At 71.9% G+C, this 26996-nt stretch carries 25 protein-coding genes; 10 read left to right on the top strand and 15 right to left on the bottom strand.

The window, feature by feature from the left end; all coding sequences use genetic code 11:
* The first annotated feature begins 2 nt into the window (after positions 1-2).
* The 7 genes from AB0J71_RS15265 (at position 3) to AB0J71_RS15235 (ending at position 9402) form a co-directional block, all read left to right on the top strand.
* The gene (locus AB0J71_RS15265; RefSeq protein WP_364414571.1) at positions 3-1652 is read left to right on the top strand and encodes a protein kinase; all 1650 of its coding nucleotides are present in this window, start codon (positions 3-5) and stop codon (positions 1650-1652) included.
* A gap of 87 nt (positions 1653-1739) precedes the next feature.
* A complete protein-coding gene (locus AB0J71_RS15260; RefSeq protein WP_352323278.1) occupies positions 1740-3137 on the top strand; it encodes a class II fumarate hydratase in 1398 nt (465 codons plus the stop codon).
* A gap of 75 nt (positions 3138-3212) precedes the next feature.
* Entirely contained in the window at positions 3213-3965 is a 753-nt protein-coding gene (locus tag AB0J71_RS15255; RefSeq protein ID WP_352323277.1) for a 3-hydroxybutyrate dehydrogenase, read from the top strand.
* On the top strand, positions 3965-5947 hold the full coding sequence (locus AB0J71_RS15250) for a helix-turn-helix domain-containing protein (protein ID WP_364414569.1): 1983 nt from the start codon (positions 3965-3967) through the stop codon (positions 5945-5947). Before AB0J71_RS15255 ends, AB0J71_RS15250 begins: the two co-directional genes overlap by 1 nt.
* 31 nt (positions 5948-5978) lie before the next feature.
* Positions 5979-7253 carry an MFS transporter gene (locus AB0J71_RS15245; RefSeq protein ID WP_352323275.1) on the top strand — a complete coding sequence of 425 codons (1275 nt, stop codon included), beginning with the start codon at positions 5979-5981 and terminating at the stop codon, positions 7251-7253.
* Positions 7250-8251 carry an alpha/beta hydrolase gene (locus AB0J71_RS15240; protein ID WP_364414567.1) on the top strand — a complete coding sequence of 334 codons (1002 nt, stop codon included), beginning with the start codon at positions 7250-7252 and terminating at the stop codon, positions 8249-8251. The genes AB0J71_RS15245 and AB0J71_RS15240 overlap by 4 nt, the downstream gene beginning before the upstream one ends.
* Positions 8251-9402: a tannase/feruloyl esterase family alpha/beta hydrolase gene (locus tag AB0J71_RS15235; protein ID WP_352323273.1), complete on the top strand. Its 1152-nt coding sequence runs from the start codon at positions 8251-8253 to the stop codon at positions 9400-9402. Before AB0J71_RS15240 ends, AB0J71_RS15235 begins: the two co-directional genes overlap by 1 nt.
* Here the strand turns inward: AB0J71_RS15235 and AB0J71_RS15230 are convergent.
* Positions 9392-11392 (bottom strand): glycosyltransferase family 2 protein, encoded by a 2001-nt coding sequence (locus tag AB0J71_RS15230; protein ID WP_352323272.1) that lies wholly within the window; start codon positions 11390-11392, stop codon positions 9392-9394. The two genes, AB0J71_RS15235 and AB0J71_RS15230, sit on opposite strands and share 11 nt — an antisense overlap.
* Before the next feature lie 72 nt (positions 11393-11464).
* On the bottom strand, positions 11465-12067 hold the full coding sequence (locus AB0J71_RS15225) for a lytic transglycosylase domain-containing protein (protein ID WP_352323279.1): 603 nt from the start codon (positions 12065-12067) through the stop codon (positions 11465-11467).
* Positions 12068-12444: 377 nt separating this feature from the next.
* Here AB0J71_RS15225 and AB0J71_RS15220 point away from each other — a divergent pair, with 377 nt between their 5' ends.
* Genes AB0J71_RS15220 through AB0J71_RS15210 form a run of 3 tightly spaced genes read left to right on the top strand, consistent with a single transcriptional unit; the run spans position 12445 to position 15061 of the window.
* Entirely contained in the window at positions 12445-13119 is a 675-nt protein-coding gene (locus AB0J71_RS15220) for a response regulator transcription factor (RefSeq protein WP_125636689.1), read from the top strand.
* A complete protein-coding gene (locus AB0J71_RS15215) occupies positions 13116-14531 on the top strand; it encodes a HAMP domain-containing sensor histidine kinase (RefSeq protein ID WP_352323271.1) in 1416 nt (471 codons plus the stop codon). The genes AB0J71_RS15220 and AB0J71_RS15215 overlap by 4 nt, the downstream gene beginning before the upstream one ends.
* An 8-nt stretch (positions 14532-14539) precedes the next feature.
* A complete protein-coding gene (locus AB0J71_RS15210; RefSeq protein ID WP_364414565.1) occupies positions 14540-15061 on the top strand; it encodes a hypothetical protein in 522 nt (173 codons plus the stop codon).
* A 12-nt stretch (positions 15062-15073) separates the two neighbouring features.
* On the opposite strand, the gene AB0J71_RS15205 is transcribed toward AB0J71_RS15210, so the two are convergent.
* From AB0J71_RS15205 to AB0J71_RS15145, 13 genes are all read right to left on the bottom strand, one after another.
* A complete protein-coding gene (locus AB0J71_RS15205) occupies positions 15074-16393 on the bottom strand; it encodes a PhoH family protein (protein ID WP_352323269.1) in 1320 nt (439 codons plus the stop codon).
* Positions 16394-16600: 207 nt separating this feature from the next.
* On the bottom strand, positions 16601-17362 hold the full coding sequence (locus AB0J71_RS15200; protein WP_352323268.1) for an isoprenyl transferase: 762 nt from the start codon (positions 17360-17362) through the stop codon (positions 16601-16603).
* 55 nt (positions 17363-17417) lie between these two features.
* Positions 17418-17966 carry a hypothetical protein gene (locus AB0J71_RS15195; RefSeq protein WP_352323267.1) on the bottom strand — a complete coding sequence of 183 codons (549 nt, stop codon included), beginning with the start codon at positions 17964-17966 and terminating at the stop codon, positions 17418-17420.
* A 25-nt stretch (positions 17967-17991) separates the two neighbouring features.
* Positions 17992-18819 carry an amidohydrolase family protein gene (locus AB0J71_RS15190; RefSeq protein ID WP_364414563.1) on the bottom strand — a complete coding sequence of 276 codons (828 nt, stop codon included), beginning with the start codon at positions 18817-18819 and terminating at the stop codon, positions 17992-17994.
* A 27-nt stretch (positions 18820-18846) separates the two neighbouring features.
* Entirely contained in the window at positions 18847-19725 is an 879-nt protein-coding gene (locus tag AB0J71_RS15185) for a hypothetical protein (protein WP_352323265.1), read from the bottom strand.
* Between the two features lie 36 nt (positions 19726-19761).
* Positions 19762-20160 carry a hypothetical protein gene (locus tag AB0J71_RS15180; protein ID WP_352323264.1) on the bottom strand — a complete coding sequence of 133 codons (399 nt, stop codon included), beginning with the start codon at positions 20158-20160 and terminating at the stop codon, positions 19762-19764.
* Positions 20153-21034 carry a DUF692 domain-containing protein gene (locus AB0J71_RS15175; RefSeq protein ID WP_352323263.1) on the bottom strand — a complete coding sequence of 294 codons (882 nt, stop codon included), beginning with the start codon at positions 21032-21034 and terminating at the stop codon, positions 20153-20155. The genes AB0J71_RS15180 and AB0J71_RS15175 overlap by 8 nt, the downstream gene beginning before the upstream one ends.
* A gap of 1 nt (position 21035) precedes the next feature.
* Positions 21036-21941: a TIGR04222 domain-containing membrane protein gene (locus tag AB0J71_RS15170; protein WP_364414561.1), complete on the bottom strand. Its 906-nt coding sequence runs from the start codon at positions 21939-21941 to the stop codon at positions 21036-21038.
* Between the two features lie 130 nt (positions 21942-22071).
* Positions 22072-23865, bottom strand: a complete 1794-nt coding sequence (locus tag AB0J71_RS15165) for a phosphoenolpyruvate carboxykinase (GTP) (protein WP_364414559.1) — start codon at positions 23863-23865, stop codon at positions 22072-22074.
* 248 nt (positions 23866-24113) lie between these two features.
* Positions 24114-24635 carry a hypothetical protein gene (locus AB0J71_RS15160; RefSeq protein WP_364414557.1) on the bottom strand — a complete coding sequence of 174 codons (522 nt, stop codon included), beginning with the start codon at positions 24633-24635 and terminating at the stop codon, positions 24114-24116.
* A 66-nt stretch (positions 24636-24701) separates the two neighbouring features.
* Positions 24702-25865: a C40 family peptidase gene (locus AB0J71_RS15155; protein ID WP_364414555.1), complete on the bottom strand. Its 1164-nt coding sequence runs from the start codon at positions 25863-25865 to the stop codon at positions 24702-24704.
* 86 nt (positions 25866-25951) lie between these two features.
* The gene (gene greA / locus AB0J71_RS15150; RefSeq protein ID WP_352323258.1) at positions 25952-26452 is read right to left on the bottom strand and encodes a transcription elongation factor GreA; all 501 of its coding nucleotides are present in this window, start codon (positions 26450-26452) and stop codon (positions 25952-25954) included.
* Between the two features lie 108 nt (positions 26453-26560).
* Complete coding sequence (locus AB0J71_RS15145; RefSeq protein ID WP_352323257.1) at positions 26561-26983, bottom strand: DUF4307 domain-containing protein; 423 nt, start codon at positions 26981-26983, stop codon at positions 26561-26563.
* Positions 26984-26996 lie beyond the last annotated feature (13 nt).

The raw sequence follows: 26996 nt of genomic DNA, 5'->3' as shown, positions 1-26996 counted from the left end.
TCATGCCGGAACAGCAGACACGCCTGCTCGCGGAGCGCTACGAGCTCATCGCCCCGCTCGGCCGGGGCACGATGGGGACCGTGTGGCGCGCCCGCGACCGCGCGCTCGGGCGCGAGGTGGCGGTCAAAGAGATCCGCCAGGACCAGGGGCTCACCGAGGACCAGCGGGCCGAGCTGCGCGAGCGCATGGTCCGCGAGGGCCGCCTCGCCTCGCGGATCAACCACCCGTCCGTCGCCGCCATCCACGACGTGCTCATCCAGGACGACAGCCCCTGGATCATCATGGAGCTCATCGAGGCGCGCTCCCTGGAGCAGGTGATCGAGGAGGAGGGCCCGCTGCCGCCCCGGCTCGTGGCCGAGATCGGCGTCGACCTGCTCGGCGCGCTGCGCGCCGCGCACTCCCAGGGCATCACGCACCGCGACGTCAAGCCGGGCAACGTGCTCATCACCGAGAGCGGCCGGGTGGTCCTGACGGACTTCGGCATCGCCAAGGCCGAGGGCGACTCCCGGCTCACCAAGACGGGCATGGTGATCGGCTCGCCCGGGTACACGGCCCCGGAACGCGCCAGGGGCGAGTACACCGGGCCCGAGTCCGACATCTGGTCGCTGGGCGCGACGCTGTACTTCGCGGTCGAGGGGCGGCCGGCGTACGAGCGGGCCACGATCGCCGAGACGCTGGCGGCGCTGCTCAGCGAGAGCGCCGACCCGCCCACGCAGGCCGGGCGGCTGCGGCCGGTGCTGAACGGGCTGCTCAACAAGGACTACCGGCAGCGGCTCAGCGCCGCCAAGGCGGAGACCCTCATGCGGATGGTCGCCGACACGCCCACGAGCGAGATGCCGGCGCTCACGGCGGAAGCCCTGATGGCCCAGGAGGCCGCGTTGCCCGACCCCTTCACCGACTCCGGCCCACGGCGTCCCGCCGGCCCTCAGGGGCGCCCTTCAGGGCCTCAGGAGGCGTACGGGGCCGGTGCGCCGCCCGTCCCGGGCCCGCAGCCGACGCGTCCCGCCGGGGCGCGGCCCTCAGGGCCGCAGGGGCCTTCCGGGCCGCAGGAGGCCGCGCGGAGCCCGCTGGGGGCGCCGACGATGCCTCAGAGCACCGCACCGGGCCGGCCGCCGCAGGCCCCGCGTCCCGCGCAGCCGCCGCAGGCGGCTGACGCCGGCGACGAGAGCGGCTTCGACCCCGACCAGACCGTCAGCGTCATGCGCCCCAAGGGGCCGTTCCCTCCGGCGCCCGAGCCGGGCGGCGGCCGTCCGCCGCAGCGCCCCGACCACGAGGGGACCGTCACGACCAGGCACATCGCCGCGCCGCGGAGCGGTTCCCCCGGCCAGCAGGTCTACCCGCCGGCGCAGCAACCGCCGCACGCCGCGCGGCAGCAGGGCCCGGGACCGCAGGGCGCAGGACAGCAGGGCGCAGGACAGCAGGGGCCGGGACAGGGCGGCCCGCAGCAGGGCGGGCCTGGACAGGGCCGGCCGGTGCCGCCCGCCGGTGGCCCGCACCAGGGCCAGGGCCTCGGGACCGACCTGTTCGCCATCGCGGGGCCGCCCGAGAAGCCGCAGGCGGGCAACCGCAACGGCATGCTCGTGCTGATGGCCGTGGCGGCGGCGGCCGCGGTCGTGATCGCCGTCCTCATCGTGGCGCTCATCTCCAGCTGAGCGAGCCTTTCCCGGTACGACGGCCCGTCCCCGCCCGGGGCGGGCCGGCCCCGGACTGATCGCCCGGCCGTGGGACAGACTGGAGTCATGAGCGAGTTCAGAATCGAACATGACTCGATGGGCGAGGTCCGGGTGCCGGCGGGAGCGCGGTGGCGGGCCCAGACCCAGCGGGCGGTGGAGAACTTCCCGGTCTCGGGGCGGCCGCTCGAACCGTCCCACATCGCCGCGCTCGGCCTGATCAAGGCGGTCGCCGCCGAGGTCAACGGCGAGCTGGGCGTGATCGACAAGGATCTGGCCGAGGCGGTCGCGCAGGCCGCCGCGGACGTCGCCGACAACGAGCACGACGCCCACTTCCCCATCGACGTCTTCCAGACCGGCTCCGGCACCTCGTCCAACATGAACGCCAACGAGGTGATCGCGACGCTGGCCGAGGAGCGGCTGGGACGGCCCGTGCACCCCAACGACCACGTGAACGCCTCCCAGTCCTCCAACGACGTCTTCCCGACCTCGATCCACGTGGCCGCCGCGATCGAGGTGACCTTCCACCTGCTGCCCTCGCTCACCCACCTGGCCGACACGCTGCACGCCAAGGAGGCCGAGTTCGCGCAGGTGGTCAAGTCGGGCCGGACCCACCTGATGGACGCCACGCCGGTGACCCTCGGGCAGGAGTTCGGCGGGTACGCCGCCCAGATCGACCACGGCGGCACCCGCGTGCGCACGGCGCTGAACCACGTACTGGAACTGCCCCTGGGCGGGACGGCGGTCGGCACGGGCATCAACACCCCGCCCGGCTTCGCGCAGCGGGCGATCGCGAAGCTGGCCGAGGCGACCGGCATCCCCTTCCGCGAGGCCGCCGACCACTTCGAGGCCCAGAGCGCCCAGGACTCCATCGTGGAGCTGTCCGGGCAGCTCAAGGTGGTGGCCGTGTCGCTCAACAAGATCGCGAACGACCTGCGCTGGATGGGCTCGGGCCCGCGCGCCGGGCTCGGCGAGATCAACCTGCCGGACCTGCAGCCGGGCTCGTCCATCATGCCGGGCAAGGTCAACCCGGTGATCCCGGAGGCCACGGCCATGGTCGCGGCCCAGGTCATCGGCAACGACGCGGCGATCACCTTCGCCGGGGCCTCGGGCAGCTTCGAGCTGAACGTGCAGCTGCCGGTCATCGCCCGCAACATCCTGGAGTCGATCAGGCTGCTGGCGAACGTGTCCAGGTTGCTGGCCGACCGCTGCGTGGCCGGCATCACGGCCAACGTCGAGCGCCTGCGCGAGTACGCCGAGTCCTCCCCCTCGATCGTCACCCCGCTCAACAGGCACGTCGGCTACGAGGAGGCGGCCAAGATAGCCAAGCAGGCGCTGGCCGAGCGCAGGACCATTCGGGAGGTCGTCGTCGAACGCGGCCACGTCGCCGACGGCACGCTGACCGAGGAACAGCTCGACGCCGCCCTCGACGTGCTGTCCATGACCCGGCCGCCGGCGGAGGGGTGATCCACATAGGCGGGCTCGGATCTATGTCGGCCGCACCCATGCGTCCCGGCGCGGCGAGCGCCTAGGGTTTCGGGTATGGCGAAGGAGCTGACTGGGCGGACCGCGCTGGTGACGGGGGCTGGAGGCGGCATCGGCGCCGCCTGCGCCCGGCGACTGGCCGCCGCGGGGGCCAAGGTCCTGGTGGTCGACAGGCAGGGCGAGGCGGCCGGGAAGGTGGCCGCGGAGGTCGGCGGGGTCGCGGTGGTGGCCGATCTGAGCGATCCGGCCTTCGCGGCGTCGCTGCCCGACGAGCCGGTGGACATCGTGGTGAACAACGCCGGGTTCCAGCACGTGGCGCCGGTCGAGGACTTCCCGCCGGAGGTGTTCTCCACCATGATGCGGGTGATGGTGGAGGCGCCGTTCCTGATCGCGCGGCGGGTGCTGCCCGGCATGTACGCCCGGGGGTGGGGGCGGTTCGTGAACATGTCGTCGGTGCACGGGTTGCGGGCCTCGCCGTACAAGTCGGCGTACACGACGGCCAAGCACGCGCTGGAGGGGTTCTCCAAGGTGGTCGCGCTGGAGGGGGCGGCCCACGGGGTGACGTCCAACTGCGTGTGCCCCGCGTACGTGCGCACGGCGCTGGTCGAGGCGCAGATCGAGGACCAGGCCCGGGTGCACGGCATCGGCAGCGACGAGGTCGTCGAGAACATCATGCTCCAGCCGGCCGCGATCAAGCGGCTGATCGAGCCGGAGGAGGTCGCCGAACTGGTCGCCTACCTCTGCGGCCCCCACGGCTCCTTCATCACCGGCACCTCCCTCCCCGTAGACGGCGGCTGGACGGCCCATTAGTGAGCACCCACTTTCTGGAGCTTTTGGCGCGGGAGGCGTCGGCGGTCGAGTTCGAGGGGCCGATCGTGGAGGCCAGGGCGCAGGGCGCCGATCCGGCCACGATCGAGGAGCTGGAGCAGGCCAAGATCCAGGCGCTGAAGGTCAGGGCGCTGCTCAGGCGGCGGGCCAGGCGCGAGGCCGAGCTGTCGGCGCTCTACGACACCGCCGGCGACCTGGCCGCGCTGCGCGACCTCGACGCCGTGCTCGAAGCCATCGTCCACCGGGCCAGGCAGTTGCTGGCGACCGACATCGCGTACATGACGTTGCACGACCCCGAGCAGGGCGACACGTACATGCGGGTCACCGACGGGTCGATCTCGGCCAAGTTCCGGGCGCTCAGGCTGGCCATGGGCGCCGGGCTGGGCGGGCTGGTGGCGCAGACGGCCACCCCGTACGCGACCGCCGACTACTTCGCCGACGCCAGGTTCCGGCACAAGGGCCACATCGACGAGGCCGTCAAGGAGGAGGGCCTGGTCGCGATCCTGGGGGTGCCGCTGCGGCTGGGCCAGCGGGTGATCGGCGTGCTGATGGCGGCCAACCGCAGCGCCAGGCCCTTCCACCAGGAGGAGGTCTCGCTGCTGGCGAGCCTGGCCGCGCACGCCGCCGTCGCGATCGACAACGCCCGGCTGCTGCAGGAGACCAGGAACGCCCTGGAGGAGCTGTCCCAGGCCCACCGCACCGCCCGGGCGCACGGCGAGGCCGTCGAGCGGGCCGCGCTGGCCCACGACCGGATGACCTCGCTGGTGCTGCGCGGCGGCGGCATCGAGGATGTCGCCGCTGTGGTGACCGAGGTACTCGGCGGGTCGCTGGCCGTGCTCGACGACCTGGGCCGGCCGATCACGGGCGACGTGGGCGAGCTGGACGCGGGGGTGTTCGAGGCGGCGCAGGCGTCCAGGGCGCTGGGGCGTACCGTGCGCAGGGGCGACCAGCTGATCGCGTCGGTGGACGTCGGCGGCGAGCCGTTGTGCACGCTCGTCCTGCGCAGCGACGACGCCGACGAGCGCATCCTGGAACGGGCGGCGCTGGTGTGCGCGCTGCTGCTGCTGTTCAGGCGGAGCGTGGCCGAGGCCGAGGGCCGGGTCAGGGGCGAGCTGCTGGAGGACCTGATCTCGCGGCCGGACTCGCCCGGCCTGGCCGACCGGGCCCGGCGGCTGGGCGTGGACCTGCGCGCGCCGCACGTCGTGGTGGTGGCCAGGCACGGCGGCCAGCGGGAGCGGGCGGCGTTCTGGGCCTCCTCGCACGCCACGGTCCGGCACGGGCTGGCGGCGGGGCGCGGCGACGAGGTGGTGCTGCTGCTGCCGGGCGTGGACGCGGGCGGTCTGGCCCAGCGGGTGGCGGCCGAGCTGAGCGCGTCCCTGCACAGCCCGGCGACGGCGGGCGCCTCCCCGGCCCGCCTCCCCGAAGCCGCGCCCGGCGGCCCGACGGGCGGCCCGCCGGGCGCGCCGGCAGGCGGCTCAGGAGGGGGCGCGACAAGCGGACCGGGAGCTGGACCGGGAGGCGGATCGGCGGGCGCGCGGGACGTCGCGGAGGCGTACCAGGAGGCGCGGCGGTGCGCCGAGGCGCTGCTCGCGCTCGGCCGGGCCGGTGACGGCGCGAGCCCCGCCGAGCTGGGCTTCGTCGGGCTGCTCGTGGGCGACGGCCGCGACGTGCGCGGTTTCGTCGGCCGCGTGGTCGGCGCGGTGATCGATTACGACGCCCGCCGCGGCACCGCGCTGACCGACACCCTGTCGGCCTACTTCGGCACGGGCGGCTCACCCTCCCGTACGGCCGAGGCCATGCACATCCACGTCAACACCGTCACCCAGCGCCTCGACCGGATCGGCAAGCTGCTGGGCGACGGCTGGCTGGAGCCCGAGCGCGCGCTGGAGATCCAGCTCGCCCTCCGCCTGCACCGGCTCGGCCACACATCCTCCCCGCAGACTGTGGGTCCCGGCCCCATATAAGTGACGCCGGTCACTCTTTACCGTGACCGGCATGGCCACTTCCATCAAGAGGATCGTCGCCGCGAGCCTGATCGGCACCACCATCGAGTGGTACGACTTCTTCCTGTACGGCTCGGCAGCCGCTCTCGTGTTCAACAAACTCTTCTTCCCCGAGTCCGATCCGCTGACCGGCACGCTGCTGTCGTTCCTCACCTACGCCGTCGGATTCGTCGCCCGCCCGCTCGGCGGCCTGATCTTCGGCCACTTCGGCGACCGGGTGGGCCGCAAGACCCTGCTGGTGGTCAGCCTGCTGATGATGGGCGCCGCCACGTTCCTGATCGGCTGCCTGCCGACGTACGCCACGCTCGGCTCGTCGGCGGCGCTGCTGCTGACCGCGCTGCGGCTCGTGCAGGGCTTCGCGCTCGGCGGCGAGTGGGGCGGCGCGGTGCTGATCGTGTCCGAGCACGGCGACACGAAGCGCCGCGGGTTCTGGGCCTCCTGGCCGCAGGCGGGCGCGCCCGGCGGGAACCTGCTGGCCACCGGCGTGCTGGCGGCGCTGGCCGCCTGGCAGTCCGACGAGGCGTTCCTGTCGTGGGGCTGGCGCATCCCGTTCCTGCTGTCGGGGGTGCTGGTGCTGGTCGGGCTGTGGATCCGGCTGACGATCAGCGAGTCGCCGGTGTTCCAGCAGGCCGAGCCGGAGCCGACCGCGCCGATCGTGGGCGTGCTGCGGAACCACTGGAAGGACGTGCTCACCGCCATCGGCGCCCGGCTGGCCGAGAACATCTCGTTCTACCTGCTGACGGTGTTCGTCATCACGTACGCGAAGAACGCCAAGATCGACAACTCGACGGTGCTGACCGCGGTGCTGCTCGCCTCGGCAATCCACTTCGTCACGATCCCGATGTGGGGCGCGTTGTCGGACCGGGTCGGCCGCCGTCCGATCTACCTGGCCGGGGCCGCCGGGATCGGCGTGTGGATCTTCGCCTTCTTCCCGCTGGTGGACACCGGCAACTTCCTGGCGATCACCCTCGCGGTCACCGTCGGCCTGCTCTTCCACGGCATGATGTACGGCCCGCAGGCGGCCTTCTTCTCCGAGCTGTTCGGCACCAGGACGCGCTACACCGGCGTGTCGATCGGCGCCCAGCTCTCGGCGATCGTGGCCGGCGCGCTGGCCCCGCTGATCGCGGTGGCGCTGCTCAAGAGCTACTCCAGCAGCGTGCCTATCTCGGTCTACCTTGGCCTGGCGGCGGTGCTCACGCTGGTCGCCGTCTACACCGCCCGCGAGACCCAGGGACGCGACCTGGCCGAGAGGATCCACGCGCGATGAAGGTCACCACCCCCCGCCTCACGCAGCACGTCCTGACCGTCGAGGGCCGGACGTCCGGCGAGCCCGTGCTGTTCGTGCACGGCAACGTCTCCTCCGGCGCCTTCTGGCGCGACACCATGGCCGCGCTGCCCGCCGGCTACCGCCCGCTCGCCCCCGACCTGCGCGGCTTCGGCGACACCGACCCCGAGCCGGTGGACGCCACCAGGGGCCTGCGCGACTGGTCCGACGACCTGGCCGAGCTGGTCGAGGCGCTCGGGCTCGACGGCGTGCACCTGGTCGGCTGGAGCCTGGGCGGCGGCGTCGTCCTGCAGCTGCTGCGCGACCGTCCTGAGCTGGTCAGGAGCGTCACGCTGGTCAACCCGATCTCCCCGTACGGCTTCGGCGGCACCGAGGGCCCGGACGGCACGCTCACCCACCCCGACGGCGCGGGATCGGGCGCCGGGGCGGCGAACCCGGACTTCGTGGCCCGGCTCAAGGCGGGCGACATGTCCGACGAATCCCCCACGTCCCCCCGCAACGTGCTCCGCACCGGCTACGTCAAGCACCCGCGGATCCCCGACGAGGACTTCTACCTGCGGTCCATGCTCACCACCCGCGTGGGCGAGGCCAACTACCCGGGCGACGCCGCCGGCTCCCCCGCCTGGCCCGGCGTGGCCCCGGGCAAGCACGGCGTGCTCAACGCGTGCGCCCCCACCCACTTCCGCCTGGACGACCTGCACGAGATCGGCCCCAGGCCGCCCGTGCTCTGGATCAGGGGCGCCGACGACGTGATCGTCTCCGACACCTCGCTGTTCGACCTGGCCCACCTGGGCGCGATCGGCGTCGTGCCCGGCTCCCCCGGCACCCCGGCCCAGCCGATGGTGACCCAGACCAGGGCGGTCCTCGACCGCTACGGCCGCTACCGCGAGGTCGTGCTGGACGACTGCGGACACAGCCCGCACCTGGAGCGGCCCGCCGAGTTCGGCCGCCTGCTGGCCGGGCATCTGGAGGAGGTCTGATGCTCGTCGCCCTGACCCTGGTCGCGAGCCTGCTCACCGCCCCCGCCGCGGGCGAGCTTACCGTGCCCGGCGCGGAGAAGCTGATCAGCGCCACCCTCGACGACCTGACCACGGCCGGCACCACCCTGACCGGCCACACCGACCCGGCCGACTGGGCCGGCCTGCACTCCAAGGCCACCGTCAACCCGACCGGCGTGCCCGGCACCCAGCTCGACGGCTACTTCCCCGACACCTCCACCGGCAACGCCACGCACGGCTGGAACCACGACTCCCAGTTCGTGATCAGGCTGCCCGACCGGTGGAACGGCGGCCTGGTGGTCAGCGGCACCCCGGGCAACCGGGAGCAGTACGCCAACGACTACACGATCTCCGACTGGGTGCTGTCCAAGGGCTACGCGTTCGCCGCCACCGACAAGGGCAACGTCGGCGTGACCTTCCACGAGGACGGCCGCCGCCCCGGCGACGCCATCGCCGAGTGGAACGACCGCGTCACCCAGCTCGCCGTGGCCGCCAAGTCCGTGGTCAGGCAGCGGTACGGCCGCCCGCCGGCCCGTACGTTCATGGCCGGCCTGTCCAACGGCGGCTACCTGGTCAGGTGGCAGCTGGAGAACCGCGGCTGGCTCTACGACGGCGGCGTGGACTGGGAGGGCACCCTGTTCCGGGTCAAGGGCGACAACCTGCTGACCTTCCTGCCGCCCGCGCTGAAGGCGTACCCGGACGAGGCGGGCGTGCGGGCGGCCGGGTTCGCGCCGGGGTCGGAGTTCCTGTGGCCCTTCCACCGGCAGTACTACTGGGAGCTCACCCAGCAGCTCTACCAGAAGGAGCTGGACCCGTCGTACCAGGGCGCGGCGGCCGACTACGACTACGACGCGCGCCGGCCGTACGCCGCGATGGCCAGGATCGGGCTGACCGGCCGGATCACCAAGCCGCTGATCACGATCCACGGGACGCTCGACTCGCTGCTGCCGATCTCCCGCGACTCCGACGTCTACGCCAGGATGGTCGGCCCGCACCGCCCGTTCCGCTACCACCGGATCGAGGGCGGCAACCACCTCGACAGCCTCGTGGACGTCTATCCCGACCGCCTGCGGCCCATGCTCCCGGCCTTCAGGGACGCCTTCCAGGAGCTGGAGGGCTGGGTCACTCCTTGAGGTAGCGATGCCTGCCCGCGCGCGCCCAGCGCACGATGTGCCGCGCCCCGGGCAGGCGCCTGCCGAGGCGGTGGAGCGCGGTGTCCCGGCCCATGGGCGAGCGCCGCTGGGGGTTCACCGCGACGGCCGGGCGCGTCTCGACCCGGCCGCGGCGCACCTGGAGGCCGAACCGCAGCCCGATCTCCTCGTCGGCCGAGCGCAGCGACGACAGCCAGGCGCCCGGCCCGAGCTGCTCCTCGCTCGGCATGTGCCGCTTGACCGGGATCTTCGCCACGAGCTGGCCGGCGAGCTTGCCCGGCACGCCGGCCTCGACCAGCGCGGGCGCGCACACCTCGCGTTCCCTGCGGCCGGTGCTGCGCAGCACCAGCTCCAGGGGCGGCCCGCCGCTCGGCGGCACGTACGGGACCGGCAGCACGACGTACACGTGGCCGTCGGCCTGGCGGACGGTCACCCCCGGCGACACCAGCGCGATCGACTCCGGGAACGAGCGCGGCTCGACGGCCAGGCCCAGCTCCCCCTTGTCCGACCAGCACGGCACCACCAGCCGCATCCTGGGCCGCTGGGCCAGCACGCCCAGGCAGTTGAGCGGCCCCTCGGCCCGGCCGACCCGGCTCCTGGCCTGGTTGGCGCCGCTGAACATGCGGACGTGCACCTCCCACTGCCCGGGGCTGAGCGGCCGGCCCATCGCCGCGCTGGTCACGTCCAGGCGGGCCTCGCCCTTGATCTGCACGCGGATGCGGCGGCGGCCGTCGGGCCCGCGCTCGACGTGCTGGGTCATCGGCAGGAAGTGCACCACGCCGGTCTCGCTGTGCCGGACGTAGACGTCCACGCGGGCCCGCTCGACGTCGGCCGTGATGTCGGTGACGTCGTCGGACAGCAGCTTGGTGTCGACCGAGCGCGGCGGGATCCAGTGCAGGCGCTCGCCGTCCACGCGGTACCGGTCGGGCAGGCCGTCGCCGGACATGACCTCCACGGTCAGGCCGAGCACCAGGATGTGGGCGTCCCAGCGCATCTCGGTGAGCTCGGCGCGCAGGCCCGCGCGCCGGGTGGAGTTGGCGAACATGACGATCTGGTCCAGGCGTCCGCGCCGGACGAACGCGGCCACCGCCCGTAGCTGGACCGGCAGGTAGCGGTCGATCCGCTCGGGGAAACGCTCGCCGATGAGCTCCTGGACGACCCGGAAGTGCATGCCCCGGTCCACCGAGGAGTCGGCGAACCTGGCGGTCAGCAGCGGCCTGAGCACGGCGGAGCGGAACCAGTAGGCGTACATGCGGTCGCGCTGGCGGCCGGCGCCCACGTAGGTGTCGATGTCGGTGAGCAGCGTCCTCAGCCCGGCCACGATCACCCGGGGGTCCTCCTCGGGCGCCTCGGGCCGCGGCCCGAGGCTGCAGCAGACCTCCTCGGCCAGCACGGCGATCACCTTGGCCTGCAGGTAGGCCCGCATCACGAACGCCTGCTCGGCCAGCCTGCCGCCGGGCATCGCGAAGCCCAGCTCGTTCTCCTCCAGGAAGGCCCGGCGGTAGAGCTGCTGCGGGACGAGCAGCGTCATCAGGCGCTCGCGCAGGATGTCGGCGCGGGCGCTGCTGCGCTCGAACGCCACCATGGGCGGCCCGTAGTCGCGGGCCAGCCGCCCGATCAGCACGTCGGCGTCGGTCTCGACCGCGCGCTCGTGCATGCGGGCCAGCGCGTCGCGGGCCAGCCGGTCGGTCTGGTCCAGGAAGTAGACGTAATCGCCCTCCGCCGCGGCCACGCCCATGTTGCGGCCGCGAGAGGGCGATCCGGTGTGCGGCAGGTGCAGCACGCGGACGTTCTCGCGGAGACCGGCGATGGTGTCCAGCCGTTCCGCGATGCCGTCCGTGGAGCCGTCGTCCACGAAGATCACTTCGTAGTCGGCGGCGGGCAGCGTCTGCTCCAGCGCGGAGCGGATGCACGCGTCCGCGGTGTCACCCGGGTTGTGGACATTGACGATCACACTGACCTTCACACCCATGCGGCCAGCGTGCGCCGCTCATACACGATCGGGTGAGACGGCTTGCCGATTACGGAAGAAGAGTTTGAGCTGTCAGTACCAACCTGTGGACTGCGAGTGCCCCCACGCGCCACAGGGCGTGCCGTAGCGGCCCTTGATGTAGCCGAGGCCCCACGCGATCTGGGTGGCGGCATTGGTCTGCCAGTCGCCACCCGCGCTGGCCATCTTGCTGCCGGGCAGGGCCTGCGGGATGCCGTACGCGCCGGAGTAGCGGTTCATCGCCCGCTCGTTCCAGCCGCTCTCCTTCTGCCAGAGCAGCTCCAGGCAGCCCCACTGGTCGGCGCCCCAGCCCTTGGCGGCGAGCATCGACTTGGCGACGGCCTTGTTGCTGCCCGGCGAGGGGTTGCTGCCCGGCGGGAAGTTGGCGGGCGGGAAGCCGCTGCCGCCCGGCGCCTTCTTCGGCACGACCCAGTCGAGCTTCTTGGCGCCGCCGCCGCGGCCCTTCTTGAGCTGGTCGGCCCGGTACGCCTGCTCGGCGGCGTTCTTCAGCGCGTCGGTCTCGGGGTCGGGGGCGAACAGGTTGCCTCCGGCGAGCGCGCCGAGCTGCTCGGCCGTGAACGGGTCGACCGGCGGCTTGCTCGCGTTGTCGACGGCGCGGTAGGCGACGTAACCCCCGCCGCCCACGACCACCACCAAGGACACGACGGCGACGGCGATGCGCTTGGGGGTGAAACGCGAAGGCCGGCGACGCGCCGAGCGAAGGTCATCCTTCGGGGGGCGCTCACTCAACTGCGGACCGGGGCTCACGATCCATGAGCTTGCCCTGTCATGGGGGGTGGTCCGCAACCGGAACGCGGGATTCGGTTGACGTTCTCTTGGCCAACCAGCAGGTAACAACCTTTTTCACGAAAAATTGTGAATTTCGTCACAGGCGTCTGGCGCCTCCCTTCGAGCGCCCGCACCGAAGGGAGGCCGCTTTCAGGCTTCCGCCCCATCTTCAGGATCTGATCCGCACCCGGTCACAGTTTGATGACACAACCCGGGTATAGGGGACATGGAATAATAATGTGCGCGTGGCCGGCATCCTCCTTGTAGAAGACGATCCCTCCGTCCGCACAGCCTTGGAGCTGGCGTTGACGCGGCAGGGACATTCCGTCACGTCCTACGCGACGGGCGAGGAGGCTCTGGACCACATCCGCGCCCGCCGCCCCGAGATCGCGATCCTCGACGTCATGCTGCCGGGCATCGACGGCGTCGAGGTCTGCCGCCGCATCCGCAAGCTCGACCAGCTCCCCGTCATCCTGCTCACCGCCCGCGGCGACGACCTGGACGTGGTGGTCGGCCTGGAGGCGGGCGCCGACGACTACGTGGTCAAACCGGTCGAGCCGCGAGTGCTCGACGCCCGCATCCGGGCCATCCTGCGCAGGGCCGAGTCCGCGACCTCCGACCGCATCACCTTCGGCGACCTCGTGATCGACCGGGGGGCGCTCAAGGTCACGCTGGCCAGCAAGGAGATCCACCTGACGCCGACCGAGCTGCGGCTGCTGCTGGAGCTGGTCCGGCATCCCGGCCAGGTGCTCAACCGCCGCTACCTGCTGCGGGTCGTCTGGGACCACACGCACGTCGCCGACTCGCGGCTGGTGGACGCCTGCGTCCAGCGCGTCCGCGCCAAGATCGAGCCGAGGCCGGCCGAGCCCGTCTTCATCCACACCGTGCGCGGGTTCGGCTACCGGTTCAGCCCTCCGTGATCCCGCTGCCCACCGGGCTGCGGGCGCGCCTGGTCATCACCTTCACCCTCGTCGCGGTCACCGCGTCGACGCTGGTCGCCACCATCGGCTTCGAGCTGGCCAAGACCGCGCTCGTGACCAGGGCCGAGACCACGTCCCTCGACCTGGTGACCCGCGAGCTCGGCCGGATCACCTTCCCCGTGGGCAAGCTCAGGCCGGGCGAGGCGGCGCCGTCCATGAAGGAGCTCGACCAGGTCGTCCGCACGCTGTCCAGCCCCGGCCGCAGCGTGCTGGTCGAGTACGGCAACCTGCTGTCCGCCGACGGCCCGATGACCATGAAGGACGTCCCCAACGAGCTGTACGGCCGGGCCAAGCAGAACGTCGTCACCCAGCGCAAGGTGATCGGCAACGAGCTGTGGCTCATCGTCGGCGCCGAGGTCCACCGCTACGAGCCCGGCGTCGCCCCCGAGGCCACCGGGCTGCGCGCGTTCGTGTTCTTCCCGCTGCACGACGAGGAGAGCCAGCTCACGACGCTGCGCAACACGCTCACCCAGGGCGGCGCGGTGATCGTGCTGATCGCGCTGGTGGTGGCGCTGCTGTCGGCCCGTCAGGTGCTGCTGCCCGTACGGCGGCTCAGCGCGGCGGCGCAGGCGCTCGGCCAGGGCCGGCTGGACACCCGCCTGCCGGTGCACGGCCAGGACGAGCTGGCCGAGCTGACCGCCCGGTTCAACGACGCGGCCGCGGCGCTGGAGCTCAGCGTGTCGGAGCTGCGCTCGCTGGAGGCCATGTCCCGCAGGTTCGTGGCCGACGTCTCGCACGAGCTGCGCACGCCGCTCACCGCCATGACGGCCGTGGCCGACATGCTCTCGGAGGAGGCCGGCCGGCTGCCCGACGCGCCCGCGGAGGCCGTACGGCTGGTGCTGCGCGAGATCGAGCGCCTGCGCGAGCTGGTCGAGCACCTGATCGAGGTCAGCAGGTTCGACGCCGGCACCGCGACGCTCAACGTGGAGCCCGTGAACGTCGCCGACGCCATCCTGGACTGCCTGGAGGTGCGCGGCTGGAGCGACAAGGTGGACGTGACCGCCTCCCAGGGCCTGACCGTCAATCTCGACCCGAGGAGGTTCGACGTCATCGTGGCCAACCTGGTCGGCAACGCGCTCAAGCACGGCCTGCCCCCGGTGGAGGTCACCGCGCGCGGCACCGAGAACGGCCTGGAGGTGAAGGTGCGCGACCACGGCAAGGGCATCCCGGCCGAGGCGCTGCCGCACGTCTTCGACCGGTTCTTCAAGGCGGGCGCGGGCCGGGCCCGCAGCCAGGGCAGCGGCCTCGGCCTGGCCATCGCCCGCGCCAACGTGCACCTGCACGGCGGCACGATCTCCGTACGCGCCCAGCAGCCGGGCACCCTGTTCACGGTCTGGCTGCCCCACCAATGACCGCACCGATGACCGCATCCATGACCGTGCGCCGGGTCCTCGTCGCCGCCGCGGCCCTGCTGGCCGTGGCCGCCTGCGGCATCTCGCCGACCGACGTCCAGACCAAGGGCGCCGCCCCCACCATCAAGCTCCCGCCGCCCTCCAAGACCATCTACCTGATCAGGAACAAGCAGCTCACGCTCGAACCCGCCGACGTCGAGAACGGCACCGTGGGCAGCCTGCTCGGCGCCCTCTTCGCCGCCTCCGACCAGCCGCTCGGCGACCGCACCACCGAGCTGCACGGCCTGGAGTACGTCGGCATGAAGGACTCGCTCGACCCCGTGCAGCGCGACGAGATGCAGCTCCCGCGCACCTCCACGCTGACCGTGTACTTCAAGGGCGACCGGCCGCTGAGCAGGCTCGGCAAGGCCCAGATCGTCTGCACCGCGCAGCAGGACGCCGCGTTCGAGCAGGTCAAGATCGTCCGGGAGAACGACGGCCGTCCCCCCAAGGCGGAGGGACGGCCGTACACCTGCCCGGAGCTCAAGTAGGCCCGCCGAGCCTCACATCGTGATGTCCTCCAGCATCTCCGTCACCAGGGCGGCGATCGGGGAACGCTCGGACCTGGTGAGCGTGACGTGCGCGAAGAGCGGGTGGCCCTTCAGCTTCTCCACCACCGCCACCACGCCGTCGTGCCGGCCGACCCGCAGGTTGTCGCGCTGGGCGACGTCGTGCGTGAGCACCACCCGGGAGTTGGCGCCGATCCGGCTCAGCACCGTGAGCAGCACCCCGCGCTCCAGCGACTGGGCCTCGTCCACGATCACGAACGCGTCGTGCAGCGACCGGCCGCGGATGTGCGTCAGCGGGAGCACCTCCAGCATGCCCCGGTCGAGCACCTCCTCGATCACCTCGGGCGAGGTGATCGCGCCGAGCGTGTCGTAGACCGCCTGCGCCCACGGGCCCATCTTCTCGCCCTCGGTGCCCGGCAGGTAGCCGAGCTCCTGGCCGCCGACGGCGTACAGGGGGCGGAAGACGACCACCTTGCGGTGCTGGCGGCGCTCCAGGACGGCCTCCAGGCCCGCGCAGAGCGCCAGCGCCGACTTGCCGGTGCCGGCCCGGCCGCCCAGCGAGACGATGCCGATCTCCGGGTCCATCAGCAGGTCCAGCGCGATGCGCTGCTCGGCCGAGCGGCCGTGCAGACCGAAGACCTCGCGGTCGCCGCGGACCAGGCGGACGGACTTGTCCGGCGCGACCCTGCCCAGCGCCGATCCCTTGGCCGACAGCAGCCGCAGGCCGGTGTGCGCGGGCAGCTGCCTGCCCTCCTCCAGGTCGGCCGTGCCCTTGTCGAACAGCGTCTCGACGTCCTCGGCCGTCACCTGCAGCTCGGCCATCCCGGTCCAGCCGGACTCGACCACCAGCTCGGCGCGGTACTCCTCGGCCGCCAGGCCGATCGAGGCCGCCTTGACCCGCATGGGCAGGTCTTTGGAGACCAGCACGACGTCGCAGCCCTCGGCCGCGAGCGAGCGCGCGACGGTCAGGATGCGCGTGTCGTTGTCGCCCAGGCGGAACCCGACGGGCAGGATGGACGGATCGCTGTGGTTGAGCTCAACCCTGATCGTTCCATCCCCTGTCGGCATCGGCTCGTCGAGCCTGCCGTGCTGAACCCGCAGGTCGTCGAGGTAGCGCAGGGCCTTCCTCGCGAAGTAGCCGAGCTCGGGATGGTGCCGCTTACCTTCCAGCTCCGTGATGACCACGATGGGAAGGACGACGTCGTGCTCGGCGAAGCGCGTCAATGCCGCCGGGTCGGCCAGCAGGACCGAGGTGTCGAGCACGTACGTGCGCTTGGCCGGCTGGTGAGTAGGGTTGCTCGAGGACACTGCCACACGTTCTCCCCCGGGCGCCCATAGGTGCGGGCACCCTGCAGACGAGGTGGGAACCGGACCGGACCCGCGTCCCCGACCGCAACCTGCCGGCGGAGCCGGACTCCGGCCCCCCTCGGCAGATGTCGGTGCAAAGGCGGGCCCTCTCCGGGATGCCCGGCCTGTGGCCGGACACTTTCAACGTTACGTCCTGGATACCCGAATGTCGCATCAAGAACCGTAACGCCGGTGTCTCGCAGCGTAATCGCGCAGCGCCCGCAGGAAATCGACCCTGCGGAAGTCCGGCCAGTAAGCCTCGTGGAAGTAGAACTCGGAGTGAGCGCTCTGCCACAACATGAATCCGGACAGACGCTGCTCGCCCGACGTACGGATGAGGAGGTCCGGGTCGGGTTGGCCGCGAGTGTAGAGATGCTCCGCGATGTGTTCGACATCGAGGACCTCGACGAGGTCCTCGATGCTGGCGCCCTTACTCGCATGCTCCTGGAGGAGTGAGCGCACCGCATCGGCAATCTCACGTCTTCCTCCATACCCAACTGCAACGTTCACAATCAGGCCCGGACGGTGTGATGACGCTTCTTTTGCATTTTTCAGGACATTGGCCGTGCGGTCGGGGAGGAGGTCGAGCGCGCCCACCGGGCTGATCCGCCAGCCCTCGGCCACGAGCTCCTGGACCACGTCCTCGATGATGCGCAGCAGCGGCTCCAGTTCCTCGCGCGGCCGGTTGAGGTTGTCGTTGGACAACATCCAGACGGTGACGACCTCGACGCCCGTCTCCCGGCACCAGCCGAGCAGCTCCGATATCTTGTCCGCGCCCTTGCGGTGGCCGGTGGCCACGTCGCGCATGCCCATGGCGCGCGCCCAGCGGCGGTTGCCGTCGATGATGACCCCGACATGCCGGGGAACGCTGTCCTTGGACAGCTTGGTCTCCAGCCTGTGTTCGTACAGCCGGTAGACCAGGTCGCGCAGGCCCACGGAGTGCCTCCCCAGCGGTGCTGTGCCTTTGGTCGAATGACCCAACAGGCAATTATCACCGCGTTTCGCCCGTGCCTGCTCCCCCAATGGGATTCCTGGCGAGATCTCTTCCACCGAGGCACCCCTCGGCTTCATGGACCAGTTCGCGGACGAACTCGGACAACTCCGCGGACGTCAGGACGGCCCTCATGCCCACGCCGGTGGCCCCCCACGCCTCGACGTAGGCCCTGCGGGTCAGCCGCCACTGACCCGGCGCGGGCTGCCAGATGGGGATGGTGCGCAGCTGGCAGCGCAGCTCGCCGCCGCCCACCAGCCCCGAGCGGGTGCGGTAGCGGAAGGAGAACAGCTCGCTCTCCGGCTCCTCGTCGGGGAAGCGGTCGTCGGGGTCGTTCCACCGCCGGGCCGCCCCCCTTCCCTGCCGCGCCTCGTCGACCCCGCGCGCCAGGCGCGCGAGCAGCCAGCCGCACCGCTCCCCCACGCTGCCGTACGGCGTGCCGTCGCGATGAAGCTCAAGGGTGATCTCGTACGGCGTGCCGACGGTGTCCGTGCACGCGACGGGCGTGACGGTCAGGTACGATCCATCGACACAGCGTAGTCCCCCCACGCCCTTCCCCGTTTCCGGCCCCAAGTCAGCTAAACCCGTAGAAACCCCTGGCTGTGTCCCCGAGCACCAGGTCCCGGTCGGTTCCGCCGAGCAGCGCGCCGGTGACCTCCCAGACCGTCCGGTAGTCGGCCGCCTGCAGGGCCACCGGCCAGTCGCTGCCGGCCATCAGGCGGTCCGGGCCGAACAGCTCGACGGCGTGCTCCACGTACGGCCGCAGGTCCTCCACCGTCCAGTTCCGGTGGTCGGCCTCGGTGACCAGGCCGGAGACCTTGGCGTACACGTTGGGGAAGCGGGCGGCGCGGGCCAGCCCGCCGGCCCACGGCTCCCACTCGTGGTCCTTGATCCGGGGCTTGGACAGATGGTCGATGACGATCTTCAGGGACGGATGCCGCCCGGCCAGCGTGACCACGTGGTCGAGGTGCCTGGGCAGCAGCGAGATCACGTCGAACGTCAGCCCGGCCGCCGCGAGCAGGCCCAGCGACTCCAGCACCTCGTCGCGGACCAGCCAGTCGGGATCGGGCTCCTCATGGATCAGGTGCCGGACGCCGCGGAACTTCGGACGGGCCGCGTACCGGGCGATCGCCTCGGCGGCCTCGGCCGGGCGCAGCAGCGGGATCCATCCGACCACCGCGCCGACGAAGTCGTGGGCGTCGGCCAGGGCCAGCAGGGCGTCGGTCTCGGCGCATGAGTCGGCGGCCTGCACCAGCACCGTCCGGTCCACGCCGGCCCGGGCCAGCTCGGGGGCCAGGTCGTGCGGCGCGTAGGTCCGGTAGAGCACGCCCGCCTCGGGGGTGAGCCAGGGGTAGTCGCCGGTTTCGAGGTCCCAGAAGTGCTGGTGCGCGTCGACAATCACCCCACAAACCTAGGATGTCTCGATATTTCAGAGCAAGGGGTGCCAGCCGTGCCGGCGCCAGCCCGGCGGCTGGTGCCACTCGGTCCAGCCGAAGCCGGTGCCGCCGTCGTCGGACTCCAGCTCGCACAGCGCCCTCGGGAACTCGGCCACCGCCCCGTCGGGCGAGACCAGCGTCACGGGGGCGAACGCGACCGGCCGCACGGTCACCGCGCGGCCCGGGAAGCTCAGCAGCGTCTCCGCCGGGCGGTCGCCGTCGAACCGGGTGCCGGCCGTGAAGCCGTCCGCGTGCTCGATCCCGCCGCCGGGCGGCACCGTGAACGCCGGCCACGGCAGCGGCATGCCCAGGTTGACCTGGGTGCCGTGCAGGTGGGTGCCGTCGGAGAGCCGGCCGCTGCTCCACGTCCAGGACAGCGACCACCAGTCCCTGACGCCCCAGCTGTGGTCGCGCTCGCCGTGGCCGTGGAAGGGCCGGCCGTCGACCGTCCCGGTCACCTCGCAGGGGATCTCGTAGCGGGGGGTGAGCTGGTAGCCGTACACGCCGCCGCGGGTGTGCCATTCGAGGTCGAGCGACAGGCCGGGGGCGGCCAGGCGCAGCCGCGCGGTGCGCAGGGGGCCGGGCGCGGCCAGGTCGGCCTCGTAGGCGTCGGCGGAGATCGTCAGGCCGGTCGGCGGGGCCTCGTGGTCGGTGATCTCCACCAGGCCGCCGCCGCGCCGGACGAGCCGGGCCCAGAACCAGGTGCGCTTCCAGTTCGGATAGAGCCCGATGCGGACGTATCCGCCCAGCTCGCCGTCGTCGGCGACGAAGTCGAGGTAGTAGGACTCGTTCCACAGCGGGTCGTCGCCCGGCGGGTGGAGCTGCTCGTCCTGCTCGCCGAGGGGCCAGTCGCCCATGTTGACGATGCGCATGCCAGACCGCCTCCCAAGCGCTTGCTACGGGCAAGCCTAGCGGCGATCGCGGCGGAACACGAAGAGCAGCCGAGCCCACCCGCGCGGCCTGGCAGCCGGCATGAGACCGCGGGCGCGCAACCAGGCGGCGAAGTCGTCGGCGTCGGCCCGGTACCCGGGCGGCGGGACGGCACGGGCCGCCGCGTAGGCGGCGAACTCCGCGGCCAGGGCGGGCCCGGCGGCCCGGGCGGCGTCCGGGCGGAGCCTGGCCACCACACCGCGCCGCTTGGCGAGCAGTGCGGACGCCTGCACGCGCAGCCGTCCGGCGTCGAAGCCGGCCGGCGGGTCCGCCCCGGCCACCAGGCACGCGACGACCCGCCCCTGCGCCTCCGCCAGCCGCGCCCGCGCCCCGTCACTCACCGCGCCCCCGAGCCGCGCCCGCGCCTCCTCACTCACCGAGCCCGCCTACGGTCTCCGTGGGCGCGCCCACGGGCTCACCGCGCCCGCCCACGGTCTGCTCGGCCGGGGACATGGCGGCCCGGATGCGGGCCAGTTCGCCGGCGAGCGCGGCGTCGCCCGGGTAGTCGTCGTCCCACTCCAGCAGCACCCCGGGCGGCCTGGTCCGGGCGCACAGCTCGGTCAGCAGGCCGAGGACGGCCGGCGGCACGGCGGCGGTGTGCGTGTCGTGCCAGATCCCGTGGTGCTCGTGCCCGCCGGCCACGTGCACGTACGCCAGGTGCTCCAGCGGCAGCGCGTCCAGCGCGTCCACGGCCGACAGGCCCAGGTTGACCTGGGCGGCGTACAGGTTGGCGACGTCCACCAGCAGCCCCACCCCGGTACGCTCCACCACCTCGGCCAGGAAGCCGGCCTCGGTCAGCTCGTCGTCCGGCCAGCCGAAGATCGCCGCCACGTTCTCCAGGGCCAGCGGCACGGGCAGCGCCTCCTGGGCCAGCCGCACGTTCTCCACGACGACCTCCAGCGACTCCCGCGTCCGCGGCACCGGCAGCAGGTGCCCCGCCTCCACGCCGCCGCCGCGGACGAACGCCAGGTGCTCGCTGACCAGCGGCGCGTCCAGGGCCCGCGCGCAGGCCGCGAGGTGGGCGAGCCGGGCCGGGTCCGGCGGCTCGGCGCCGCCGACGCCGAGCGAGACGCCGTGCGGGATCACCGGCACGCCCCTGGCCCGCAGCACGCGCAACGACTCGGGCAGGTCGCCGGGGTCGATGTTCTCGGCCACCACCTCGACGAACCCGACGCCCGCCATCCGCTCGATCGTCAGGTCGAGCTCGGGCCGCCACCCGATGCCCACTCCCAGGTCCGGCATGTCCGGCATGTCAGCTCCCCCCGCCGCCGCAACCGCCCCCGCAGCCGCCGCCTCCGCAGCCGCTTCCGCCGCCGCACCCCGCCGCGCCGCAACCGCCGGCGGCGGCGCTGTGCGACTGGTCGCCGCCGCGCCGCCGCCGGGTGGCGACCGTACGGGCCGGGGAGCCGTCGAGGGCGAGGACCAGGTTGGCGTCGTTCAGCTCGCCGAGGCCGTACAGCGCGACGGCCACCGGGCCGGCGGACGTGCCCGGCGGGTGGTCCAGCTTGGCCCGGTCGAGCGCGGCCTGCCCGGAAGCGGTGAGATCGGTGGGGAACGTACGCCGGTGTCCGGCGATGGCGCCCGGCGCGCCCACGACCGTCCCGGCCAGGACGCCGAGCGCGGCCAGGGGAAGCGGCGACGTGCCCTCGACCGCCACCGACAGCGCCTCCACGGCCGCCCCGGCGAGCGCCAGCAGCGCCAGCACCCGTAACCGCACGATCAGCCGGTTCACCTGGGTGAAGGAGCCGGTGGGGTGGACGGCGCCGATCCTGCCCAGCCGATGCCTGAGCCCGTCCAGGGTCTCACCCTGGCTCATGCGCTCCCTGATCGTGCTCGCCCACGCGCCGGGGTTGCGCTCGACCTCGTCCAGGACGGCGTCCTCGACCGGCTCGCCGGTGCGGCGGGCGCCGGCCACCTGGTGCACCCGCCCGTCGCGGGACACGCGTACGGCCCCTGAGGCCGCCAGCAGCCCGACGGCGGCGTCGGCGACGCGCCTGGACCCGCCCGCCAGGAAGGCCAGCTCGTAGAGGCCGAGACCGTGCGGCCGGAGCTCGACGGCGGCCGCCCGGATGGCGGCGTGCTCACGCCGGACCGCGAGAACGGTGACCCCGGCCGCCACGGCCAGCGCCACCGCGAGGATGAGAAGGAACAGATCCATACGCCCTCCCCTCGTGCGGCCCGTCGGGCCGCGTACCGGGAAGACGTATAAGCACGGCATAAAGGTTCCGGGCGATCAGAACGCCCCCGCGCGGTGCGGCGGCCAGCACCGTCGCACCGCGCGCGCCCGCTCAGCCGAGCCGGTCGAGCAGGGCGTCGTACTCGTCCCACAGTTCCTTCGGCAGGTGGTCGCCGAACTTCTCGAAGTGGGCCGGGATCAGGGCCGCCTCCTCGCGCCACACGTCGCGGTCGACCGACAGCAGCGTGCGCAGGTCCTCCTCGGACAGGTCGAGGCCGTCGGTGTCGAGCTCGGCGGGCAGCAGGCCGATCGCCGTGGGGTTCGCCTTGGCCTCGCCGTTGAGGCGGTCGACGATCCACTTGAGCACGCGGCTGTTCTCGCCGAAGCCGGGCCAGATGAACTTGCCCTCGTCGTTCTTCCTGAACCAGTTGACGTAGTAGATGCGCGGCAGCTTCGCGCCCTTGACCCGGCCGATCTCGAGCCAGTGGCCGAAGTAGTCGCCCATGTTGTAGCCGCAGAACGGCAGCATGGCGAACGGGTCGTAGCGCAGCTCGCCCACCTTGCCCTCGGCCGCGGCGGTCTTCTCGGAGGCGACGTTGGCTCCGAGGAAGACGCCGTGCTCCCAGCTCAGCGACTCCGTGACCAGAGGCACGGCGGTGGCGCGGCGGCCGCCGAAGAGAATCGCCGAGATGGGCACGCCCTTGGGGTCCTGCCACTCCGGTGCGATGGTCGGGCACTGGGAGGCGGGGGTGGTGAAGCGGGCGTTCGGGTGGGCGGCGGGCTCGCCGCTGTCGGGCGTCCAGGAGCGGCCCTTCCAGTCGGTCAGGTGCGCCGGGGGCTCCTCGGTGAGCCCCTCCCACCACACGTCGCCGTCGTCGGTCAGGGCGACGTTGGTGAAGATGCTGTTGCCCCAGAGGGTCTTGATCGCGTTGGCGTTGGTCACCTGGCCGGTGCCGGGCGCGACGCCGAAGAAGCCGGCCTCCGGGTTGATGGCGTACAGACGGCCGTCGTCGCCGAAGCGCATCCAGGCGATGTCGTCGCCGATCGTCTCGACCTTCCAGCCCGGGATCGTGGGCTGGAGCATGGCCAGGTTCGTCTTGCCGCACGCGCTCGGGAAGGCGGCGGCGACGTAACGGGTCTCGCCGTCGGGCGGCGTGAGCTTGAGGATGAGCATGTGCTCGGCCAGCCAGCCCTCGTCGCGGGCCATGACGCTGGCGATGCGCAGCGCGTAGCACTTCTTGCCGAGCAGCGCGTTGCCGCCGTAGCCCGAGCCGTAGGACCAGATCTCGCGGGTCTCGGGGAAGTGGCTGATGTACTTGGTGGAGCTGCACGGCCAGGCCACGTCGGGCTGGCCCGGTCGCAGCGGGGCCCCGACGGAGTGGACGGCCTTGACGAAGCCGCCGCGCTGCTCGATCAGGCGCAGGGCCCGGTCGCCCATGCGCGTCATGATCCGCATCGACACGGCCACGTACGCGGAGTCGGTGATCTCGACGCCGAGCTGCGAGATCTCGCCGCCGAGCGGGCCCATGCAGAACGGGACGACGTACATGGTGCGGCCGCGCATGCAGCCCGCGAAGAGCTCGGAGAAGGTCTCGCGCATCTGCGCCGGAGCGATCCAGTTGTTGGTCGGGCCTGCGTCCTCCTCGCGTTCCGAGCAGATGTAGGTACGGTCCTCGACCCGCGCCACGTCGCTGGGATCGGACTTGGCGTAGAAGCTGTTCGGCCGCGCGGCGAGCCGGGTGAGCGTGCCCTGCTCGACGAGGAGGTTGGTCAGGCGGGTCCACTCCTCCTCCGAGCCGTCGCACCACTCGATCCGGTCGGGCTGGGTCAGGGCTGCGATCTCGTTCACCCACGCGACCAATTCACGATTGCTCGTCGGCGCGGGGACTTCCACGGAAACGGACACGACTGCGACTCCTCCACTCTCTCAGGGCCCAGTCATCATTAACGACGAAGGCGCATGAAAGCCAATTGGCATAGACCTGTTGGCGCGACCGTCGCCGCAGGCAGCGGCCCTGACGATCCGGGGAGCCTACCCAGGTCTCCGAGATTTAAAAGAGGAATTCGCGGGGGTGGTCCAGGCCAATTCACGTGGTCTAAACCAATTACCGCAGTGGTTTAGTCCAATTTCCCGAGCCGTTTCCGCCGGTGTTCTCAGGAATTGACGTCGGGGCCCGCGTTGCGCACCCTGTCGACGTGCTGGAGGGCGTCGCGCAGCTCGGCCAGCCAGGTGTCGGTGTTCTTGCCGACCAGGCGCACGCACCAGGCGAGCGCGTCGCTGCGGCTCCTGGCCACCCCGGCGGCCACCAGCGTGTCGAGCACCTGACGCTCCGACTGACGCAGACGCGTCATCACGGGCACGGAGAGTGTGGTGAACATCACAGTCTCGCCCCCGCACCGCACGCCCCAGGAGACCTTCTGGCGGAACCGGCGCTCCGCCTCGCGGGCGATCTCGATGCGCCGTTCGCGGGTCTCCTCCCGGAACCGGCGGGCCAGCCCCTCGATGAGGGCCAGACGCTCGGCCTCGGGGGTGTCGGCGGGCGGGTCGGGCAGCGTGCCGAGCACCGCGATCTCCTCGCGGTCACGGACGATCTCGGGGGCCCCGGTGAACCACCCCTCGGGGAGCCGGCCGGTGAACCAGCCGCGGACCTGCGCGCTCACATCGTCTGTTGACATGTAATCACGATTACACAGTTGCGCGCGAAATGCACGAGCCGGACCCCGGATCGTGCAAAGGTTCGTTCAGCGGACGCGGGCGGCCGCGACGGGGCTGACCCGGACGACGCCGGCCAGGTTCCGCGTGCTCAGCGGAGAGATCTTGACGACGTCACCGGTGCGCGGCGCCTGCAGCACCTTCCCGTTGCCCCAGTAGATCGCCACGTGCGAGATGTAACCCGGGTTCGTCGGGTCGTTGCGCCAGAAGATCAGGTCGCCCGGCTGCGCCTGCGCCAGCGGCACCTGCGGCCCGGCCACCCACTGCTGGTGGGTCACCCGCGGCATCCGCACGCCCGCCTGCCCGTACGCCCACTGCACCAGCCCCGAGCAGTCGAACGTGTCGGGCCCCTCGGCCCCCCACACGTACGGCCGGCCCAGCTTGGACACCGCGGCCTTCAACGCCGTCGTGAGCTGTTCCACGGTCATGAACGACCCGGACGGCCAGTTCTTCGGGGTGTCGGCCCTGGGCCGCGGCTGGACGGGGTTGACGGTGGCCACCTGCGTGCCCTTGGGCAGCGCGGCGAGGATGGCCCGGCGCAGCGCGTCGGAGTTCGCGCCGGGGGCGCTGACGATGAGCGCGTTGTCGCGCGGGAGGCGCAGCCGGCGCCCGGTCTCCTTGGACACGACCGCGTCGACGGCGCCGAACCCGGTGGTGGCGTACGCGCCGATGCGCAGCGGCCCGGCCGGCCCGCTCACGCGGCTGTGCAGCGCGAGGCCGCCGTCGTTGCCCAGCACGAACGAGACCGCCACGTCGCCGGAGGCCACGTTCTGCCACAGGGCGTCCGACGACGCCGTCACCTTGGGGGTGTAGGCCCGGAACGTGGACGGGTTCACCGCGAGCGTCTGCACCCGCTTGCCGTCGAGCGAGATGGAGGCCGCGTCGGCCAGCTCAAGGGCCCGTACGCCGCGCAGCCCGGCCACCTTGCGCAGCAGGTCGTCGGTGAACGGCTTGCGGGTGAGCACGAAGAGGTTGGGCTTGCGCAGCTTGCCCAGCGGCGCCACGGGCTGGTCGGCACGGGACCGGGCCATGAGCGTCTGCTTCGGCACCGGCCGCGCCCGCACCACCTCGACCGGCGCCTGCTCCTCCCCCGTCTGGACCAGCACCAGCACGTCGGTGGTGAGCACGGCCACCAGCATGACCACGATGAAGGGGACGAGCCTGGATAAGTCTCGCCGTTTCCGCGTCTTCACCAGGAAGCTGAGATCCTGCGCGATTCCCGGCGAACGCGAAAACGCCGCCGGGCCGACGGGGGCCCGGCGGTCAGGATCTGCGGGGGTCAGTTGCCGATGTACGGCACAGCCTCGAGGATCTCGACGGTGTTCTGGCGGCCGTTGGGCATCGAGTACGTCGCCTTCTCACCGATCTTCTTGCCGTTGATCGCCGAGCCGAGCGGCGACTTGGGCGAGTAGACGTCGATCGGCGCTCCGCTCTCCTCGCGGGAGGCGAGCAGGAAGGTGACCTCGTCGTCGTCGCCGACGAACCGGATCGTCACGGTCATGCCGGGGCCGACCACGCCTTCGGTCTTGGGGGCCTCTCCCACCTTGGCGTTGTCGAGGATCTGGCGGAGGTGGAAGATCCGGGCCTCCATCTTGCCCTGCTCGTCCTTGGCGGCGTGGTAGCCGCCGTTCTCCTTCAGGTCGCCCTCCTCACGGGCGGCCTCGATCTTCTTGGCGATGTCGACGCGCCCGGGGCCAGAAAGATATTCGTACTCCGCCTTCAGGCGGTCGTACGCCTCCTGCGTCAGCCATGTGACGTTCTCATCGCGAGAGTCGGCCACGGGTTCTCCTTGCTTGCCTAGGGGGCCCTGAGATCACTTGAGGATGTGGACGGTTGAATTGCGACAGGCTAACAACTCAACCGACCGGACGCTTCCCCAAATGTCTCACTATACGAGATTGCAGTACTGGATGTGGACGGAAGTGGCCTGACCACTGGTGTCGAGGCTCTCCTTGAGCTGCTTACTACCCTCACCAGCCGGGATTCTTACTTCCTTGCTACCGACTTCCGCGTGGTAGACGTCCAGTGCCCTGATCCGGCAGACGGCCACTCTATCGTCGGGCTTGTACACCTCGAAGGTGATCTCCGCGCGCCCGGGCGCGTCGGCGCTGAACGAGACGACCTGCGCCGGGGCCTCCGAGCCGCCGCCGGCCGTCATCGACCACATCACCCATCCCCAGCCACCCGCGACGATGGCCACCAGCACGCCGATCACGACATGCACGACCAGCCGGCCGCCTCTCCTGGGACGGTCGGGGAAGTCGTCGGGTGTGCCGAGAACGGGTCCGTTCCCGACATCTTCGGTGACCATGGCGGAATCTCCC

Origin of the sequence: Nonomuraea sp. NPDC049637 (assembly GCF_040675235.1) — a bacterium.
Classification (GTDB): Bacteria; Actinomycetota; Actinomycetes; order Streptosporangiales; family Streptosporangiaceae; genus Nonomuraea.
The sequence above is the reverse complement of the archived record's forward strand: the minus strand, read 5'-3'. Positions and strand labels throughout refer to the sequence as shown.

Excerpts from the sequence above, each read along its gene's own strand:
- AB0J71_RS15265 (WP_364414571.1), top strand. The coding sequence starts at position 3 with ATGCCGGAACAGCAGACACGCCTGCTCGCGGAGCGCTACGAGCTCATC.
- AB0J71_RS15145 (WP_352323257.1), bottom strand. The coding sequence starts at position 26,983 with ATGGTCACCGAAGATGTCGGGAACGGACCCGTTCTCGGCACACCCGAC.
- AB0J71_RS15245 (WP_352323275.1), top strand. The coding sequence starts at position 5,979 with ATGGCCACTTCCATCAAGAGGATCGTCGCCGCGAGCCTGATCGGCACC.
- AB0J71_RS15185 (WP_352323265.1), bottom strand. The coding sequence starts at position 19,725 with ATGCGCATCGTCAACATGGGCGACTGGCCCCTCGGCGAGCAGGACGAG.
- AB0J71_RS15240 (WP_364414567.1), top strand. The coding sequence starts at position 7,250 with ATGAAGGTCACCACCCCCCGCCTCACGCAGCACGTCCTGACCGTCGAG.
- AB0J71_RS15235 (WP_352323273.1), top strand. The coding sequence starts at position 8,251 with ATGCTCGTCGCCCTGACCCTGGTCGCGAGCCTGCTCACCGCCCCCGCC.
- AB0J71_RS15260 (WP_352323278.1), top strand. The coding sequence starts at position 1,740 with ATGAGCGAGTTCAGAATCGAACATGACTCGATGGGCGAGGTCCGGGTG.
- AB0J71_RS15170 (WP_364414561.1), bottom strand. The coding sequence starts at position 21,941 with ATGGATCTGTTCCTTCTCATCCTCGCGGTGGCGCTGGCCGTGGCGGCC.
- AB0J71_RS15160 (WP_364414557.1), bottom strand. The coding sequence starts at position 24,635 with ATGTCAACAGACGATGTGAGCGCGCAGGTCCGCGGCTGGTTCACCGGC.
- AB0J71_RS15255 (WP_352323277.1), top strand. The coding sequence starts at position 3,213 with ATGGCGAAGGAGCTGACTGGGCGGACCGCGCTGGTGACGGGGGCTGGA.
- AB0J71_RS15210 (WP_364414565.1), top strand. The coding sequence starts at position 14,540 with ATGACCGCATCCATGACCGTGCGCCGGGTCCTCGTCGCCGCCGCGGCC.
- AB0J71_RS15230 (WP_352323272.1), bottom strand. The coding sequence starts at position 11,392 with ATGGGTGTGAAGGTCAGTGTGATCGTCAATGTCCACAACCCGGGTGAC.
- AB0J71_RS15175 (WP_352323263.1), bottom strand. The coding sequence starts at position 21,034 with ATGCCGGACATGCCGGACCTGGGAGTGGGCATCGGGTGGCGGCCCGAG.